The organism is Lutibacter sp. HS1-25 (assembly GCF_004121075.1).
Lineage (GTDB): Bacteria > Bacteroidota > Bacteroidia > Flavobacteriales > Flavobacteriaceae > Lutibacter.
In genome coordinates this window covers 1-17,728 of record NZ_RHLN01000159.1, presented here as the reverse complement: position 1 = coordinate 17,728, position 17,728 = coordinate 1, and the positions used below count along the sequence as shown (strand labels likewise).

Genomic DNA, 17,728 nt, shown 5'->3' with positions numbered 1-17,728 from the left:
AAAAATTAAAACTGATTACAATGAATAAAAAAGTGATTTTAATGATATTAGATGGATGGGGAATTACTCAAGACCCTAAAGTTTCAGCTATTTACAATGCAAAAACTTCATACATCGATAGTTTATATACAAAATACGCCAATGCTAGCTTAAGAACTGACGGTGAACATGTTGGATTACCAGAAGGACAAATGGGAAACAGTGAAGTAGGTCACATGAATTTAGGTGCTGGTAGAATTGTTTACCAAAACTTGGTTCGTATTAACATGGCTGTTAAAAATAAAACTTTAGGTACTGAAAAAGTATTGTTAAACGCACTTTCTTACGCTAAAGACAACAACAAAAATGTACATTTATTAGGTTTGGTTTCTAATGGAGGTATTCACTCTCATATTGATCACTTAAAAGGTTTGTTAGATGTTGCTGCTGAAAACAAAGTAGATAATGTGTTTTTACACGCATTTACAGATGGTAGAGATTGTGACCCAAAATCAGGTGCATATTTTATCAATGATATTCAAGAGCATATGGCAAAAACTACTGGAGAAGTTGCTTCTATTACTGGCCGTTACTTTGCTATGGATCGCGACAAACGTTGGGAACGCGTAAAAATTTCATACGACGCTATGGTAAACGCAGTAGGTGATAAATCTACAAATGCTGTTGAAAGCTTGAAAAATAATTATGACAATGATATTACTGATGAGTTTATCAAGCCTATTATTATGACCAATGCCAATGGCGAACCTAAAGCTACAATAAAAGAAGATGATGTGGTTATTTTCTTTAACTACAGAACAGATAGAGGTCGCGAATTAACAGAGGTTTTAACACAACAAGACTATCCTGAATTTGGAATGAAAACCATTCCGTTACACTATGTAACTATTACAAATTACGACGAAACTTACAAAGGAATCAATGTTATTTACAATACCGACAATTTGGTAGATACTTTGGGTGAAGTTTTAGAAAAAGCTGGTAAAAAACAAATCAGAATTGCTGAAACTGAGAAATATCCTCACGTAACATTTTTCTTTTCAGGAGGAAGAGAGCAAGAATTTGAAGGTGAAAAAAGATTGTTATGTCCGTCTCCAAAAGTGGCAACATACGATTTACAACCAGAAATGAGTGCTTTTGAAATTCGTGATGCAATTATTCCTGAATTACAAAAAGGTGAAGTTGATTTTGTTTGCTTAAACTTTGCAAACGGAGATATGGTTGGACATACAGGTGTTATGGAAGCAGCTATTAAAGCTTGTGAAGCTGTTGACGAATGTGTGAAAGATGTTATAACTACTGCTGTTGAAAATGATTATACAGTATTGGTTATTGCCGATCACGGTAACTGTGAAACAATGATGAATCCTGATGGATCTCCTCACACAGCACACACAACAAACCCAGTTCCTTTTATTTTAGTTGACAAAGATTTAAAAACCATTAAAGATGGTGTTTTAGGTGATATTGCTCCAACTATTTTAAAATTAATGGGTGTTGAGCAACCAGAAGCAATGTCTCGTTTTCCATTGATTTAATTTGTTACGTTCGTAATTCTGAAGTCTTGTAAAGTACATTTCAGAATCACATAAAATTATAAATTAACACAATAAAATGCCACACTAAGCTTGTCTAAGTGTGGCATTTTTAACATTCAGTAAAATATTATGGTAAAAAATACAATTTTAAGCTTACTCATTATTTTAACTATTGGTTGTAAAGCTCAAAAAACAGATTCAAGTGCAATTGTTGACAAAGATGGAAGCTTGGTTGGTATTGCCACTAAAGACGCTTTTCTTACTGAACCTTTTTCAGAATGGTTTGTGTTTAATTACAATGCTTATGAAGTTGACCAAGCAACCATTGACAGCCTAAAACCTTTGCTAAATAACATTACCATCAAAGCTTTTATGGGCACTTGGTGTGGCGACAGTCAATCTCAAACACCTGTTTTTTACAAAGTAATTGAAAGTGCCAATTTTAACATTCAAAATTTAACGTTAGTTGCGGTTGACACAAATAAAAAAACACCAAAAAACCTTCAAAAGGGTTATGACATTAAATACGTTCCTACATTTATTTTTTTCAAAAATGGTGAAGAAATCGGACGAATTGTTGAATACCCAATTACATCTATTGAAGCTGATATTTTAACAATAGTTAGCGGCAAACCATACAAACATGCCTATCAAGATTAATAATATTTTTAAAGCATAAAAAACGGGTGATAAATTATCAAATTTATCACCCGTTACATTTTAAAACATCTTGTTTTCTAGTCTTGCAATTGATATTCTATTGTTGAAACCACCCTAACAATTTTAATATAAGAAGTATTTTGATCTAAATCGTTAATGGTAAACAACCCTTGATTGGCAGATTTAATTTTACTAACTTTTGAGTTTGAATCTAAGGCAAATTTTTCAGCCACTTCTCGAGCGTTTTTTGTCGCTTCTTCAATCATTGCTGGTTTTAGCGCATTTAAACCAGTAAAACTATACTGTATAGGTTGCCAAGAATTTTTTGAACTAATTAAAATTCCTTTTGAAATAAGATTTAATGATTCAGCTAAAGCATTTTGAAGTTTTTCAATAGCTGCTGTTCTAATGGTAAAATCTGCATTTGCAATATACCTAAATTCCCTATTTTCATTTCCAGAACTGTATAATTGCGCGCGCGAGTCGCTTATATTTACAATGCCAATTGTCAATTCTTCTTCAGTAAAACCCTGATTTAAAAAGAAATTTTTAACCTCAAAACTTTGTTTTTCAATTTCATCTTTTAAAACTTTCAAATCATTTCCTGCTAGCGTAATATTAATTGGCCAAACAGCCAGATCTGCCATAACTTGTTTTTCAGACAAACCCTTTACGTTAACCGACCTATCATATTCTTTACCATTTTTTAACAAATTACCTATAAAGTAACCCGCAATTACAATTGATATTGCTAATATGATGGTTTTAAAAAAATCAATATTTTTCATATTTTAATAATTTTGATTGATAAATTTACAAATTATTTTCATTGTCTAACTCGTGTAATTCATCCAACTGTTTTAACAAATCAAACGTTTTTTTAGCCTCGTCTTCATCAATGGTTGAAATGGCAGCACCTACATGCACCAACACGTAATCTCCAATATTGGCTTCGGGAACCAAAGTTAAACTCACTTCTTTTACAATACCATCAAACGAAACTTTCCCTACTCTAAAGGTTTCATCTAATTGAGAAGTAATGGCTATTAATTTTCCTGGAATTGATAAACACATAATTTTTGGTTGTTGGTTTGTATTTTGACTAAGGCTTTGGCTTTTGACTTTTAACTTTTAACTTTTAACTTTTATATATCATTTATAAATAAGTCCTTCTCTTTGGAAAGGATTTAGGATGGGATTTTCAACCAATCATACCAAGCTTGCATTCCTTCTCCTGTTGTTGCTGAAACTTCAAAAAATTGCAACTTCGGATTTACTTTTAAAGCGTAGTCTTTTAGTTTTTGAACATTGACATTTACATAAGGCAATAAATCTATTTTGTTAATAATACAGATATCAGAAGTATGAAACATATCAGGGTATTTTATAGGCTTATCTTCACCTTCAGTAGTGCTAATTATTACAACTCGCTTACTTTCACCCAAATCAAACATAGACGGACAAACCAAATTACCCACATTTTCAATCATTAAAATAGCATTGTTTTGCATTTCCAGTTTCTTAACAGCTTCAAACACCATATCGCTTTCTAAATGACAACCTTTACCTGTATTAATCTGAATTACAGGCACATTTAAAGCATCAATTTTATTCGCATCATTCATAGTTTGCTGATCACCTTCAATCACATAAAAAGGTATTTGATCTTTTAAATCTGTCAATGTTCGCTCTAAAACAGTTGTTTTTCCTGAACCAGGAGAACTCACTAAATTCAATGCAAAAATATTTTTAGCTTCAAAATAACCACGATTTCTTGCTGCCAAAACCTGATTGTTTTGCAAAATATCTTGTTCAATAATTAAAACCTTAGATTTATGATCGTGTGAATGATCGTGAGTATGTACATGGCCATCGTGATGATGATGGGTCGCATGTGAATGAGCATGCCCCTCTTGATGGTGATGATGATCGCCGTGAACATGTTTATGTTCACCTGGTTTTAAAATTTTGGGACCGTTATTTTCAGATCCACAGCCGCAAGTACCACACATAATATTTATTTTAAATAACTTCTAATGCTTTTACACTCAATTCTTTTCCTTTTAAAATACCTTTAAAATTACTTCCACAGTTAGGACAGCAATCATATATATTTTCCATCTCAAATTCAGTATCACAATCTACACATTTACCCTTTCCTTCAATTATATCAATCACTTTTTCAGCATTTTCAAGTACCGTACTTTTTACTGCAGATTCCCATACAAAATTCAAAGAATCTATTTCAATGCCAGATAAAACCCCAACTTGCAATTCAATTTTTGTAACCTTTTTGGCTTTTGCTTTTGCGGTTTCATCTTCAGCAATTTTAACAATTCCCAATGCAATTGAAAGTTCGTGCATGTGTTCAATTAATAGTTTCCTATAAAAATACAAAAATTAAAAGGCAAATCCATTTTTTAACATAGAAAAGAAAAGACGACTACAATAACACGTTAAAGATTATTAAGTCTTATTTTAAAACATTCTAAATTAGACCATTAACGTTATTCGAATCAAATTTTGTTGTAAATTAGATAGGTGCTTTTTTAACCTAAAAGCATTTCCAATTAACAAGTATTTTTTATTACTAAAAACTTTACTTATGTCTACCAATAATGAAAAACGCAAAACCTATTATGAAAGCATCATAAAACATGGTTATAGCCGAAGAGATTTTATGAAATTCTCAACGTATATGGCCGCTTTTATGGGACTTGAAAACTCTATGGTTGGACAAATAGCACAATCATTGGAAAATACACCAAGATTGCCTGTTATTTGGGAACATTACCAAGAATGTACTTGTTGCAGCGAATCTTTTATCAGATCTAACCACCCTATTGTGGCCGATATTATTTTAGATAGAATTTCATTAGACTATACTTTAACATTAATGGCCGCCTCTGGACATCAGGCTGAAGCAGCTAAACAAGAAACCATGAAAAAATATCATGGAGAATACATTTTATGTGTTGAAGGTTCAATACCTTTAGGTGATGATGGAAATTACTGCTGCATTGCTGGCAAATCTGCCAAAGAATCGTTTTTAGAAGCTGCTGAAGGCGCTAAAGTTATTATTGCTTGGGGCAGTTGCGCCTCAAATGGTTGCGTGCAAGCTGCAAAACCAAATCCAACCGAAGCAACTCCTATTCATAAAATAGTAAAAAACAAACCTATTATTAGAGTCCCTGGCTGTCCGCCAATTGGGGAAGTTATGGCTGGCATTATTATGCACGTTGTTGCCTTTGGTCGTTTGCCAAAATTAGATCGTTTGGGCAGACCAAAAGCTTTTTATGGTAAACGAGTGCATGACAGCTGCTACAGAAGACCTTATTATGATGCTGGTTTATTTGCCGAAACTTTTGACGACCAAAATGCTAAAAATGGTTACTGCTTATACAAAGTTGGTTGTAAAGGACCTATGACTTACAATTCATGCGGAACAATTAAATGGAACAATGGTGTTAGTTACCCTATCCAATCTGGTCACGGATGTATTGGTTGTAGCGAAGAAAATTTCTGGGATAACGGACCTTTTTACGAAAGAACTACCCGAATGCCAGGTTTTGCAGTTGAATCTAATGCTGATACTATTGGAAAAGTAGCTGCAGGTGTTTTAGCCGGCGGAATTGCAGTACACGCTGTTGCTGCCAACATCTCTAAACGAAAAGAGTTAATGGACAGAATTAACCGAGGTAAGGATAACGAAAAAAATATTGAGTCTTAAAACATATAACAATGGCAAATAGAATAGTAGTTGACCCAATTACAAGAATTGAAGGTCATTTAAGAATCGAAGCCGAAATAAAAGATGGATTTATAGTTGATGCTTATAGCTCTAGCACCATGGTTAGAGGTATTGAACAAATTGTAAAAGGTCGCGATCCAAGAGATGTTTGGGCATTTGTTCAAAGAACTTGTGGTGTTTGCACAACTGTTCACGCACTTGCATCAGTACGTTCTGTTGAAGATGCCTTAGGAATTGCAGTACCTCCTAATGCCGAAATGGTGCGAAATATTATGGAAGGCGCCTTGTATATGCACGATCACGCCGTACATTTTTATCATTTACACGCATTAGATTGGGTTGATATTGTAAACTGTTTAAAAGCTGACCCAAAACAAACTTCAGCCTTGGCACAAAGTATTTCAAAATGGCCAAAAAGTTCTCCAGGCTATTTTTCTGACATTCAAAAAAGAATTCAAAAATTTGTTGAAAGCGGACAGTTAGGCATTTTTGCCAATGGCTATTGGGGGCATCCTCAAATGAAATTGCCTGCAGAAGTAAATTTATTGGCAGTTGCCCATTATTTAGAAGCTTTAGACTGGCAAAAAGAAATTGTAAAAGTTCACACCATTTTTGGTGGTAAAAATCCACATCCAAATTATTTGGTTGGCGGTATGGCTTGTGCTATCAATTCTGATGGTGCAGGTGGTTTAAATGCCGAAAGATTGGCATATGTAGGGAAATTGTTGCAAGAAGGAAAAGAATTTATTGAACAAGTGTATATTCCAGATCTATTAGCCATTGCATCTTTTTATAAAGATTGGGGTGCAATTGGTAAAGGATTTGGAAACTACATGAGTTATGGTGATTTTCCAACCAATGGTTATGCCGATTTATCTAGTTTTAAATTCCCTTCAGGAGTAATTTTAAATGGCGATTTATCAAAAATACACGAAGTAGACCATAGAAATGGTGATATTGAAGAATTTGTAAACAACTCTTGGTACAATTATTCTGATGGTGATGACAAAGGAAAACATCCTTGGGAAGGTGAAACAAATATCAAATATGTTGGCCCAAAACCACCATATGATTATTTAAATATTGAAGAAAAATACAGTTTTATAAAAACACCTCGCTGGAAAGGTTTACCTATGGAAGTTGGACCATTAGCGCGTTTATTGGTTGGTTATGGCCGTGGAAACAAAGAAATTCAGGATGCGGTTAACGGAGCTTTAACTCATTTAGACGTTCCTGTTGATGCTTTATTTTCTACTTTAGGAAGAACAGCCGCCAGAGGAATTGAAACACAATTAGTTGCTAATTGGACCATAGAATTCTACAATACTTTAATGAATAACATTAAAAATGGCGACGAACGTATGGCGAATATGGACAGCTGGGAACCGTCAACTTGGCCATCTGAAGCTAAAGGAGTTGGATTTATGGAAGCACCACGTGGTGCATTGGCACATTGGATTAAAATAAAAGATGGTAAAACAGAAAATTACCAACAAGTGGTACCAAGCACTTGGAATGCTTCGCCTCGTGATCCAAAAGGACAACGTTCAGCCTATGAATCTTGCCTAATAGGAACGCCAGTTGCCGATCCTGAACTGCCTTTGGAAATTATTAGAACCATCCATTCTTTTGACCCTTGCATTGCTTGTGCCGTGCATTTATATGATGAACATGGAAATCATATTTCACAAGTTCAAAATATTGCCAGTTGTGAAAGTTAAATCATAAATTATGGAAGCTAAAAAATTTATAAGGGTGATGGTTTGGGAATTGCCAGTGCGGATTTTTCACTGGATAAATGTATTATGCATTATTGTACTTTCGATCACAGGATTCTTAATTGCCAACCCTCCAGCTTTGTTATCAAATGCCGAAGCAACCAATTTACATTCGTTTGGAATTGTACGTTTTATTCATTTTGCAACAGCTTATCTATTTTTATTCAACATGATTTTAAGAATATATTGGTCGTTTGTTGGGAATCAATTTGCCAGTTGGCGTGCATTTTGGCCTTTCAGCAAAAAAAATTGGAACAACTTTTGGCACGTTGTAAAAATAGATTTAATGTTATTTAATGAAGACCATCCAAATGTAAAAGACATTAGTATTGGACACAATAGTGTTGCTACTTTATCATATATAATTATGTTTTTTCTTGCCTTTGTACAAATAGCTACTGGCTTTGCACTTTATGCCGACACTTCTAGTTGGTGGTTACCTAAATTATTTTCGTGGGTAATACCATTGTTTGGAGGTGATTTTATAGTTAGAACCATTCATCATATTACCATGTGGACCTTTATTTTTTTCAGTTTAGTCCATATTTATTTGGTATTTTATCACGATTGGCTAGATGGCCGAGGAGAAGTTTCATCTATGATTGGAGGCTTTAAATTTGTACGAGAAGACAGAATAAAACACCACGAAGAAATTCCATCAGAAAGTAAAAAATAACAATTTGCCCAATGATAAAAGTAAATTCATTTTTCCCCACCTTCGTATAAAATGAATTTACTTTTTAAAAATTAAAAACCTATGAACGAAAGAACTCCGGTAGCCATTAGCAGCGATTCTTATTTTTTTGAAAAAGACAAATCCAACAGTATTTTGGTAATGGGTGTTGGAAATTATTTAATGGGAGACGAAGGTATTGGCGTGCACATTATTCAGGAAATGAGTAAAATTGAATTGCCAAATTACCTTGACATTTTAGATGGTGGCACTGGCGGATTTTTATTATTAAACTGCTTTGAAGCCTATAAAACCATTATTTTTATTGATGCTACTATGGACGGAAAACCTGAAGGTACTATTTCATTAATTAGACCAAAATTTGCTTCCGATTTTCCTTCAGCATTAAGTGTTCATGATGTGGGTTTAAAAGATATGATTGAAGCGGTTTATTTAATGGATCATATTCCAGACATTCACTTATTTACGATTTCAATAAAAGAAATAAATCCAATGACCATAGCATTAAACCAAAATGTACAAGCTGCTATTCCTAAAGTTATTGATCAGATTTTAAAACATTCAGAAGCGCTTCAACTAAAAAAAGTGTAAATTTATAGAGCTTTGCAAAACTATAAATTGAATGTTAAAAACCTATAAAATTACAGTTTCCGGACAAGTACAAGGTGTTGGTTTTCGCCCTTACGTTTATGGTTTAGCCACAGCTTTTAAATTAAACGGAACGGTTTCAAACAATGAAAAAGGGGTACTTATTTTTGCGCAAGGTGATACTGAAAATATTAAATCTTTTTATCGCAAATTAATTCATTTTCCACCGCCAGTTTCAATAATTCAAAACAGTTCAATTACTGAAATTGATTCCTTATTTTTTGAAGATTTTCAAATTGTTTCTTCAAATAAAAACGGACAATTAAATTTACCTTTAACGCCAGATTTTGCGCTTTGTGAAGATTGTAAAAAAGAGTTGGAAAATTCCAAAAACAGACGATTCAATTACCCATTCACAACTTGCGTAAATTGCGGGCCACGTTGGGCTATTACAAAAACATTTTCTTTTGAAAGAAACCACACAAGTTTGGATAAATTTGAAATGTGCGAAACTTGCAATAAAGAATATACAAATCCTAAAAACAGAAGATTTCATTCACAAACAAATACTTGTTCAAGCTGTGGAATCGATCTATTTTTAATCAATTCTGATGGAAAAACTATTGAAACTACAGGCAAAAATTTATTTAAAAAAATTGCTGAATTACTTTCAAAAGGAAACATTATAGCCATTAAAAACACCAGTGGCTATTTACTTTGTTGCAATGCCGAAAATGAAACGGTGGTACAAAAATTAAGAGTTCAAAAAAATAGACCCAACAAACCTTTTGCGGTATTATTTCCGTCGTTAAAAAAACTTCAAAAAGAAGTTGAAATTAGCGAAAAAGAAATTGAATTGCTTACTTCAACCGAAAGTCCAATTACTATAATTTCATCAAAAAACTACAATGGAAATTTAGCTTTAAATACAATTGCTCCAAACTTAAATCAACTTGGGGCAATGTTACCTTACACTGGTATTTTACAATTGTTGGCAAATGAATTAAGTTTTCCCATTGTTGCAACCAGCGGAAATATTCACGGTTCACCAATTATTAGTGAAAATGATGAAGCATTTGAAAAATTGGGAAATGTAGCCGATTATCTTTTACAACACAATTTAAAAATTGAACATCCACAAGATGATTCGGTTGTAAAATTCAGTAAAAAGTTTCAGCAAAAAATATTGTTTAGAAGATCCAGAGGTTTTGCGCCAAATTATCTAAACATTTCTATGCAATCAGATAAAAAAATAATGGCGATGGGAGCCGATTTAAAAAGTAGCATTGCCTTTTATCCAAACAACCATTTGTACGTAAGTCAGTATTTAGGAAATTTAGAAAATTTTGATGTTTACAATCGATTTACTGCGGAAATAAATTCGTTTATCAACCTTTTTGAACAAGAGCCAGAAATTGTTTTAACAGACAAACACCCACTGTATCACAGTTCAAAATTTGGAAAAGAATTGGCAAAAAAAACAAATTCAAAAACTGTAGAAATTCAACATCATAAAGCACATTTTACTGCAATTTTAGGCGAACACAATTTGTTTAAAGAAAAAGTTTTAGGCGTTATTTTTGATGGTACAGGTTATGGCGATGATGCGCAAATTTGGGGAGGAGAATTTTTTAATTATGAAGCTAATACTATTGAAAGAATCAATCATTTAGCATATTTTGACTGGCTTTTGGGCGATAAAATGGCAAAAGAACCACGCTTGTCATTGTTGTCTTTGGCTTCAGCAGAAATGACTGAAATTTTAGCCGAAAAATTTACTTCAAACGAATTAAAAACTTACCAGTCTTTAAAGAAAATTAACCAGTTAAAAACTTCATCGGTTGGCAGATTGTTTGATACGGTGGCTTCCTTATTAAATATTTCAGATTTTAATTCATACGAAGGCGAAGCTGCTATTTTATTAGAAAATTGGATTGAAAATTACGACTTATCTGTCTGTAAAAATTATGTAACTTTTGAAAATTTTTCGGCACACGATATTATTCAAAATATTTATAAAGACCTTCAAAAAGGAATTTCAACCAAAAATATTATTGCAAATTTCTTATTCACTTTGGCAAATTATATATTAAAATATGCTAAAAACAAACAATACAAATACATTGCATTTAGTGGCGGTGTTTTTCAAAATACAACTTTGGTTGATATGTTGATTGAATTAGCACCTAAAGAAATAAAATTGTATTTTCATAAAGATTTATCGCCCAACGATGAAAATATTTCGTTCGGACAAATGATGTATTACTTAAAAATTACGAATTGAAAATTACGAATTACCAACAGCCTTAAAAAATGAAATACTTAAGTGAATATAGAAATTTGGAAGCCACCAAAAAAATATTGGATGAAATTCACAAAATAACAACACGTGAATGGAACATTATGGAAATTTGTGGCGGACAAACACATAGCTTGGTTAAAAATGGTATTTTAGAATTGTTGCCCGAAAAGATTCGTATGATTCACGGTCCTGGTTGTCCCGTTTGCGTAACACCTTTAAACTTGATAGACAAAGCCATTGAACTGTTAGAACAAGGTGTAATTGTATGTTCATTTGGCGATATGATTCGTGTGCCAGGCAGTAAAAAAAGTTTGCTCGAAGCCAAAGCTTTGGGTGGCGATTTACGTATTTTATATTCGCCCACTGAAGCCGTTTCCATAGCAAAAGAAAATCCAGATAAGGAAGTTGTTTTTTTTGCAGTTGGTTTTGAAACTACTGCTCCTGCCAATGCTTTATCTGTTTTACATGCCGAAAAAGAAGGAATTTTGAATTATACAATTTTAGCATCACACGTTTTGGTACCGCCTGCAATGGAAGCTATTTTAGATGATGAATTTTGCACTATTGATGGTTTTTTAGCCGCTGGTCATGTGTGTGCCATTATGGGAATTCAGGAATATTATCCGCTTGTTGAGAAGTTTAAAATTCCGATTGTGGTTACAGGTTTTGAACCTTTAGATTTGGTGCAAGGTATTTACATGGCTGTAAAACAATTGGAAGACGGACAATACAAATTAGAAAATCAATACTCGCGAATTGTAAAGAATGAAGGCAATAAAGCAGCCATTGACGTTATTAACAAAGTGTTTGAAATTGGCAACAGAGAATGGCGTGGCATTGGTGAAATTCCAAATAGTGGTTACGTAATTAAAGAAGCTTATAAAAAATACGATGCCGAAACTAAATTCAACATCTGCAATATAAAAGTCCCTGAAAATGCCAGTTGCATTGCTGGAGAAATTTTAAGAGGTATTAAAAAACCCCACGATTGTAGCGAATTTGGAAAAACATGTAAACCCGCCAATCCGTTGGGCGCTCCAATGGTTTCTTCGGAAGGAGCTTGTGCTGCGTATTATCATTTTTCAACAAACACCATAAATTGACATGAATATAGAAAATTTAGGATTTGAAACCATTAATTTAGGACACGGAAGTGGCGGAGAATTGACACGGAATTTATTGGATAAAATAATTTTCAAAACATTTAGCAATCCGTTTTTAGATCAAAAACATGATGGAGCAATTGTAAAAATTGATGGTAAAATGGCTATTTCAACCGATAGTTTTGTGATTACACCCATTTTTTTTAAAGGTGGAAATATTGGAGAATTGGCAATTCACGGAACTGTAAACGACGTTGCAATGTGCGGTGCCATTCCAAAATATATATCATTGGCATTTATTATTGAAGAAGGTTTACAAGTTTCAGAATTTCTAAAAATTGTAGCATCTATAAAAAAAGCTGCAGATGAAAGTGGCGTACTTATAATAACTGGTGACACCAAAGTGGTTGAAAGAGGAAAAGGAGATAAAATTTTTATCAATACTACAGGTTTTGGCGAAGTGCATCCAAAAGCGAATATTTCGGTTCAAAATATAAAATCAGGAGATAAAATATTGGTAAACGGTTTTATTGCACAACACGGACTGGCCATTATGAGCGAGCGTGAAGGTTTGGAATTTGAATCGACTATAGAAAGTGATTCGACCAATTTAAACTTTTTAGTTCAAGATTTATTGGATGCCTTTGGCGATAAAATAAAGTTATTTAGAGATCCTACACGAGGTGGATTAGGAACTGTTTTACATGAAATTGCCAACGACATTTCAAAAGGGGTATTTTTAAAAGAAATTGATATTCCGTTAGAAAAACAAGTAGCTGCTGCCTGTGAAATGTTAGGATTAGACCCTATGTATGTTGCCAATGAAGGCGTGTTTTTAGCAATTGTAGATCCTAGTATTGAAAATGAAGTTTTGGCATTGATGAGAAATCATAAAAAAGGAAAAAATGCTGCTATTGTTGGAGAAATAACAAACGAACATCCCAATAAAGTGGTCATGCAAAGTTTGATTGGCGGGAAACGAATTGTGAGTCCGTTGGTTGGAGAACAATTACCTCGAATTTGCTAAAATAAAAAATTCAACTAATTAGCAACCACCCAATAAACTCCAATCACAAAAGCAAATAAACCACTTGCCATACGAATGCCTTTAAAAAAATTTTTATGGTGATCTTGCTTTGAATAGGACGCAACTTCACCAACAACCACGGCAAATGAAATCATTGCAATTAAAGTACCAATAGCAAAACCAATAATATATTGTACAGACGCTAAATTTGAAGTAAATCCAATAACGGGTAAAAACAACAAGAAATGTGCAATACCAGCCAATCCGTGAACAAATCCAAACGACAAAGAGGCTATGTTACCTTGTTTTAAGTTTGGATGACTGTGATTGTGTAATTTTTCAGTGGTATGAACGTGGGTATGTTTGTGAATTATTGGGTTATTTTGACTGTGCACGTGAATGTGTTTGTGCTTTTTTTCTTCTTTAAAAATTTTGAAGAAAATCCATATGGCTAAAACAATTAAAATTACGCCAACAAATTTTTCGCTATGTGAAGAAATTTCTTCAATGGGAATCAATTCTTTAAAAAGTAAAAATAAAACACCAATAGACAACATTCCTAATAAATGTCCGACACCCCAAAACAAGCCAACTTTCCAGGCTTTCCTTTTACTTTCAATGGCAAATGGAGTAACAGCTGCTAAATGATCTGGGCCAGATATTACATGAAGTATTGCTGCAATAACACCAGCAAACAAAGGAAAAGTTAACTCCATGATTTTTTAAAATTTAACATATAAATTTACAATTTATTCTGTTATGCTATACTAAATATGTTAAAAATATAAAGCCAGTATTTTCAAACTTGAAATACTGGCTTTGTTATGTATCTTGAATTTTATTTATTTCATGGTTTCTTCAAAATAAGCTTTGTCAATGGCTTCTCTGTGATCTGGATGCGCAATATTAACCAATGCTTTTACACGTTGGTTGATTGTTTTTCCGTACAAATCTGCTACGCCATATTCCGTAACCACATATTGCACATGAGCTCTTGTTGTTACAACACCCGCACCTTTATTTAAAAATGGTACAATGCGGCTAATACCCTTATTTGTTTGTGAAGGCAATGCAATAATTGCTTTTCCGCCTTCACTTAAACTGGCACCTCTTATAAAATCCATTTGACCACCAACGCCCGAAAACATATTTGCACCAATAGAATCGGCACAAACCTGCCCAGTTAAATCAACTTGAATGGCAGAATTTATAGCCACCATTTTAGGATTTTGTCTAATATTTGCAACATTGTTGGTATAATCGCAAGAACGCATTTCGATAAACGGATTGTCGTCTACATAATCGTATAAACGTTTTGAACCACCCAAAAAGGTAGTTAAAGCCCTACCTGCGTTAATACCTTTGTGGTTGCCATTAATTACGTCTTTTAAAATTAAATCAATCACACCATCAGAAAACATTTCGGTATGCAAACCTAAATCTTTGTGATTTCCCAAGCGAGACAAAACTGCATTTGGTATAGAACCAATACCCATTTGCAAAGTACTTCTATCGTCAATTAATTGTGCAACATTATCGCCAATTTTACTTTCAATTTCGGTAGGTTTAGCTATTGCAAATTCGTGAATTGGTTCACTGCATTCTACAAAAGTATTGAGTTCAGAGAGATGAATTAATCCTTCGCCATGAACTCTTGGCATTTGATCATTTATTTGCGCAATTACATGTTTTGCATTTTCAATAACCGATAAAATGGCTTCAACAGAAACCCCTAAAGAACAATACCCATGTTTATCGGGTGTAGAAACCTGAATCAAAGCAACATCTACAGGCAATACATTGCGTTTAAATAAATTTGGGACTTCACTTAAAAAAACGGGTGTATAAGATCCGTTACCTGCTTTTAAGGTATGACGCACATTTTTACCAAGAAACAGCGAATTTACGTGAAAACTGTCTTTGTATTTTGGATCGGCATATTTTACAACACCTTCAACATGCAAGTGACAAACCTCAACACCTCTTAATTCTTCATGTCTATCAGACATGGCGTTCATCAATGCTTGTGGAGCTGCAGCAGCTGCCTGAATATAAACTCTATCGTTAGATTTTATTATTTTTACAGCCTCTTGGGCGGTTATTGCTTTGTACATAATATTCGTATTTTTTAAAGTAAAAATATTTATATAGTAAATTTAATAATTATTTGATAATTTACGATATATTTAAAAGCTATTTTTTACATTATATTCATTTTTTATTACTTATTAAAAATGCGTTAGTGATTGCAGCGGCATCCTTTTTTACAATGCAACGCAGTGGAATTGTAAAAAAGATATAGCGGAAAGCACGACCGTTAGGGAACGCCCAAAAAATTAGTAAAATTGTAATTGTTAATTCGTAATTGAGAATTGGCATTTATTTCTATTTTTTAAAGTAACTTTGCAAAACAAATTTTTAGAAGGAATGATTAAGATTAAAACCAACGAAGAAATTGAATTGATGCGCGAAAGTGCTTTAATTGTATCAAAAACATTGGGAATGTTGGCTAAAGAAGTAAAACCAGGTGTTTCTACTTTGTATTTAGACAAATTAGCTGAAGATTTTATTAGAGAACAAGGTGCTATTCCTGGGTTTTTAGGATTGTACGACTTTCCAAATACTTTGTGTATGAGTCCGAATGCGCAAGTTGTTCATGGAATACCAAACAAAGAACCATTGGTTGAAGGTGACATTATTTCTATTGATTGTGGTGCTTTAAAAAATGGTTTTTACGGTGACCACGCTTATACTTTTGAAGTTGGTGAAGTTGACCCTGAAACAAAAAAATTACTGCAAATTACCAAAGAAAGTTTGTACGAAGGCATTCGTGAATTTAAAGCTGGAAACCGCGTTGGAGATGTAGGATATGCCATACAAAATTACTGTGAAAAACACGGTTACGGAATTGTACGCGAATTGGTTGGACACGGATTGGGAAAAACAATGCACGAAGATCCTGAAATGCCAAACTACGGCCAAAGAGGAAGAGGGAAAAAATTTGTTGAAGGAATGGTTGTTGCAATTGAACCTATGGTAAATTTAGGAACTCACCAGATAAATCAACTAAAAGATGGCTGGACCATTTTAACAAAAGATGGAAAACCAAGTGCTCATTTTGAACACGATGTTGCCATTGTTAACGGAAAACCTGAATTGCTGTCTACTTTTAAATATATTTATGAAGCTTTAGGAATTGAAAGTACTGAAGAAGACGAATTTAGACAATAGATTTTAATGCCAATTTTTAAAACTGTTTTAAACACCATACCAAGACCTTTACTTATTAAAATGAGTTATTGGGTGCGTCCTGTAATTTCATTTTATTTAAAAGGAAATACCTATACAGATCCTATTGATGGTAAAAGTTTTAAAAAGTTTTTACCTTATGGTTATGGCGAACAACGCCCAAATGTTTTGTCGCCCAGCACACTATCATTAGAACGCCATAGGTTAATTTGGTTGTATTTAAAAAATGAAACCGATTTTTTTACAGCTTCAAAAAAAGTGCTGCATATGGCACCAGAACAATGCTTTTTAAAATTGTTTAAGCAGCAACAAAACTTAGATTATATTACAGCCGATTTGTATTCTCCAATTGCAGATGTAAAAGCTGACATTTGCGATTTGCCTTTTGAAGAAAATACTTTTGACATTGTTTTTTGCAACCATGTTTTAGAACATATTGAAGATGATAAAAAAGCGATGAGCGAATTGTATCGTGTTTTAAAACCTGGCGGAATGGGCATATTTCAAATTCCGCAGGATTTGAGTTTAGACAAAACTTACGAAGATTTTACAATTACATCTAAAGAAGAGCGCAAAAAACATTTTGGGCAATACGATCACGTTCGCGTATACGGAAAAGATTATTTTGACCGTTTACGCGCTGTTGGATTTAATGTAAATGAAGTTGATTACTCTAAAACACTTTCAACAGATTTGGTTGAAAAATACTGTTTGGTTAAAGGTGAAATTTTACCTGTTTGCACTAAATAGCCTGCATTTTTAAATGAGGCGAAGTATAGGTTTTCATTTCATCATTTTCATCAACATAAATTAAAAATACTTTTAATTCTGGGTGATTTTTTAAAAACTGCAATGTTTTTTCTAAGCCCATAGCCATACAAGCTGTTGCATAACCGTCAACATCGGCACAATCAGATTTTGCAATTACCGAAGCACTTAACAAATTACTTTCAGAGGCATAACCTGTTTTGGTATTGATGGTATGTACATATTTTTTACCATCGGCTGTGGTTCTGTATTTTCTATAATTGCCTGAAG

Annotated in this window: 18 protein-coding genes; 11 read left to right on the top strand and 7 right to left on the bottom strand. The window is 33.4% G+C overall.

The window, feature by feature from the left end; translation table 11 throughout:
• The first annotated feature begins 20 nt into the window (after positions 1-20).
• Both gpmI and EC396_RS16170 read left to right on the top strand, forming a co-directional pair.
• A complete protein-coding gene (gpmI, locus tag EC396_RS16175; protein ID WP_129367898.1) occupies positions 21-1,538 on the top strand; it encodes a 2,3-bisphosphoglycerate-independent phosphoglycerate mutase in 1,518 nt (505 codons plus the stop codon).
• A gap of 129 nt (positions 1,539-1,667) precedes the next feature.
• The gene (locus EC396_RS16170; RefSeq protein ID WP_129367897.1) at positions 1,668-2,198 is read left to right on the top strand and encodes a thioredoxin family protein; all 531 of its coding nucleotides are present in this window, start codon (positions 1,668-1,670) and stop codon (positions 2,196-2,198) included.
• A 77-nt stretch (positions 2,199-2,275) separates the two neighbouring features.
• On the opposite strand, the gene EC396_RS16165 is transcribed toward EC396_RS16170, so the two are convergent.
• The 4 genes from EC396_RS16165 to EC396_RS16150 form a co-directional block, all read right to left on the bottom strand.
• Positions 2,276-2,986, bottom strand: coding sequence for an SIMPL domain-containing protein (locus EC396_RS16165; RefSeq protein ID WP_129367896.1), 711 nt, complete (start codon positions 2,984-2,986; stop codon positions 2,276-2,278).
• Positions 2,987-3,011: 25 nt separating this feature from the next.
• Entirely contained in the window at positions 3,012-3,272 is a 261-nt protein-coding gene (locus EC396_RS16160) for a HypC/HybG/HupF family hydrogenase formation chaperone (protein WP_129367895.1), read from the bottom strand.
• Positions 3,273-3,385: 113 nt separating this feature from the next.
• The gene (gene hypB / locus EC396_RS16155) at positions 3,386-4,210 is read right to left on the bottom strand and encodes a hydrogenase nickel incorporation protein HypB (protein ID WP_129367894.1); all 825 of its coding nucleotides are present in this window, start codon (positions 4,208-4,210) and stop codon (positions 3,386-3,388) included.
• A 10-nt stretch (positions 4,211-4,220) separates the two neighbouring features.
• On the bottom strand, positions 4,221-4,562 hold the full coding sequence (locus EC396_RS16150; RefSeq protein ID WP_129367893.1) for a hydrogenase maturation nickel metallochaperone HypA: 342 nt from the start codon (positions 4,560-4,562) through the stop codon (positions 4,221-4,223).
• A gap of 241 nt (positions 4,563-4,803) precedes the next feature.
• On the opposite strand from EC396_RS16150, the gene EC396_RS16145 reads away from it, so the two are divergent.
• The 7 genes from EC396_RS16145 to hypE all read left to right on the top strand — a co-directional run bounded on the left by EC396_RS16145 (position 4,804) and on the right by hypE (position 13,441).
• A complete protein-coding gene (locus tag EC396_RS16145; protein ID WP_129367892.1) occupies positions 4,804-5,928 on the top strand; it encodes a hydrogenase small subunit in 1,125 nt (374 codons plus the stop codon).
• 11 nt (positions 5,929-5,939) lie between these two features.
• On the top strand, positions 5,940-7,670 hold the full coding sequence (locus tag EC396_RS16140) for a nickel-dependent hydrogenase large subunit (RefSeq protein ID WP_129367891.1): 1,731 nt from the start codon (positions 5,940-5,942) through the stop codon (positions 7,668-7,670).
• Between the two features lie 10 nt (positions 7,671-7,680).
• Complete coding sequence (cybH, locus tag EC396_RS16135) at positions 7,681-8,403, top strand: Ni/Fe-hydrogenase, b-type cytochrome subunit (RefSeq protein WP_205757980.1); 723 nt, start codon at positions 7,681-7,683, stop codon at positions 8,401-8,403.
• A gap of 81 nt (positions 8,404-8,484) precedes the next feature.
• Entirely contained in the window at positions 8,485-9,012 is a 528-nt protein-coding gene (locus EC396_RS16130) for a hydrogenase maturation protease (RefSeq protein ID WP_129367889.1), read from the top strand.
• A 31-nt stretch (positions 9,013-9,043) separates the two neighbouring features.
• Positions 9,044-11,293, top strand: a complete 2,250-nt coding sequence (gene hypF / locus EC396_RS16125) for a carbamoyltransferase HypF (RefSeq protein ID WP_129367888.1) — start codon at positions 9,044-9,046, stop codon at positions 11,291-11,293.
• Positions 11,294-11,322: 29 nt separating this feature from the next.
• A complete protein-coding gene (hypD, locus tag EC396_RS16120) occupies positions 11,323-12,414 on the top strand; it encodes a hydrogenase formation protein HypD (protein WP_129367887.1) in 1,092 nt (363 codons plus the stop codon).
• 1 nt (position 12,415) lies between these two features.
• Positions 12,416-13,441: a hydrogenase expression/formation protein HypE gene (hypE, locus tag EC396_RS16115; RefSeq protein WP_129367886.1), complete on the top strand. Its 1,026-nt coding sequence runs from the start codon at positions 12,416-12,418 to the stop codon at positions 13,439-13,441.
• A gap of 14 nt (positions 13,442-13,455) precedes the next feature.
• Here hypE and EC396_RS16110 read toward each other — a convergent pair whose 3' ends face one another.
• Both EC396_RS16110 and EC396_RS16105 read right to left on the bottom strand, forming a co-directional pair.
• Entirely contained in the window at positions 13,456-14,157 is a 702-nt protein-coding gene (locus EC396_RS16110) for a sulfite exporter TauE/SafE family protein (RefSeq protein ID WP_129367885.1), read from the bottom strand.
• A 126-nt stretch (positions 14,158-14,283) separates the two neighbouring features.
• Positions 14,284-15,555 carry an acetyl-CoA hydrolase/transferase family protein gene (locus EC396_RS16105; RefSeq protein WP_129367884.1) on the bottom strand — a complete coding sequence of 424 codons (1,272 nt, stop codon included), beginning with the start codon at positions 15,553-15,555 and terminating at the stop codon, positions 14,284-14,286.
• Between the two features lie 313 nt (positions 15,556-15,868).
• On the opposite strand from EC396_RS16105, the gene map reads away from it, so the two are divergent.
• Complete coding sequence (map, locus tag EC396_RS16100; protein WP_129367883.1) at positions 15,869-16,672, top strand: type I methionyl aminopeptidase; 804 nt, start codon at positions 15,869-15,871, stop codon at positions 16,670-16,672.
• 6 nt (positions 16,673-16,678) lie between these two features.
• The gene (locus tag EC396_RS16095) at positions 16,679-17,440 is read left to right on the top strand and encodes a class I SAM-dependent methyltransferase (RefSeq protein WP_129364908.1); all 762 of its coding nucleotides are present in this window, start codon (positions 16,679-16,681) and stop codon (positions 17,438-17,440) included.
• Here the strand turns inward: EC396_RS16095 and EC396_RS16090 are convergent.
• Positions 17,433-17,728: FAD:protein FMN transferase (locus tag EC396_RS16090; RefSeq protein ID WP_164975334.1), on the bottom strand; the 296-nt coding region annotated here is incomplete at its 5' end. The genes EC396_RS16095 and EC396_RS16090 overlap by 8 nt on opposite strands.

What these genes read in the sequence shown, in the direction of transcription:
- gpmI (WP_129367898.1), top strand. Translation starts at nt 21, where the DNA reads ATGAATAAAAAAGTGATTTTAATGATATTAGATGGATGGGGAATTACT.
- EC396_RS16170 (WP_129367897.1), top strand. Translation starts at nt 1,668, where the DNA reads ATGGTAAAAAATACAATTTTAAGCTTACTCATTATTTTAACTATTGGT.
- EC396_RS16165 (WP_129367896.1), bottom strand. Translation starts at nt 2,986, where the DNA reads ATGAAAAATATTGATTTTTTTAAAACCATCATATTAGCAATATCAATT.
- EC396_RS16160 (WP_129367895.1), bottom strand. Translation starts at nt 3,272, where the DNA reads ATGTGTTTATCAATTCCAGGAAAATTAATAGCCATTACTTCTCAATTA.
- hypB (WP_129367894.1), bottom strand. Translation starts at nt 4,210, where the DNA reads ATGTGTGGTACTTGCGGCTGTGGATCTGAAAATAACGGTCCCAAAATT.
- EC396_RS16150 (WP_129367893.1), bottom strand. Translation starts at nt 4,562, where the DNA reads ATGCACGAACTTTCAATTGCATTGGGAATTGTTAAAATTGCTGAAGAT.
- EC396_RS16145 (WP_129367892.1), top strand. Translation starts at nt 4,804, where the DNA reads ATGTCTACCAATAATGAAAAACGCAAAACCTATTATGAAAGCATCATA.
- EC396_RS16140 (WP_129367891.1), top strand. Translation starts at nt 5,940, where the DNA reads ATGGCAAATAGAATAGTAGTTGACCCAATTACAAGAATTGAAGGTCAT.
- cybH (WP_205757980.1), top strand. Translation starts at nt 7,681, where the DNA reads ATGGAAGCTAAAAAATTTATAAGGGTGATGGTTTGGGAATTGCCAGTG.
- EC396_RS16130 (WP_129367889.1), top strand. Translation starts at nt 8,485, where the DNA reads ATGAACGAAAGAACTCCGGTAGCCATTAGCAGCGATTCTTATTTTTTT.
- hypF (WP_129367888.1), top strand. Translation starts at nt 9,044, where the DNA reads ATGTTAAAAACCTATAAAATTACAGTTTCCGGACAAGTACAAGGTGTT.
- hypD (WP_129367887.1), top strand. Translation starts at nt 11,323, where the DNA reads ATGAAATACTTAAGTGAATATAGAAATTTGGAAGCCACCAAAAAAATA.
- hypE (WP_129367886.1), top strand. Translation starts at nt 12,416, where the DNA reads ATGAATATAGAAAATTTAGGATTTGAAACCATTAATTTAGGACACGGA.
- EC396_RS16110 (WP_129367885.1), bottom strand. Translation starts at nt 14,157, where the DNA reads ATGGAGTTAACTTTTCCTTTGTTTGCTGGTGTTATTGCAGCAATACTT.
- EC396_RS16105 (WP_129367884.1), bottom strand. Translation starts at nt 15,555, where the DNA reads ATGTACAAAGCAATAACCGCCCAAGAGGCTGTAAAAATAATAAAATCT.
- map (WP_129367883.1), top strand. Translation starts at nt 15,869, where the DNA reads ATGATTAAGATTAAAACCAACGAAGAAATTGAATTGATGCGCGAAAGT.
- EC396_RS16095 (WP_129364908.1), top strand. Translation starts at nt 16,679, where the DNA reads ATGCCAATTTTTAAAACTGTTTTAAACACCATACCAAGACCTTTACTT.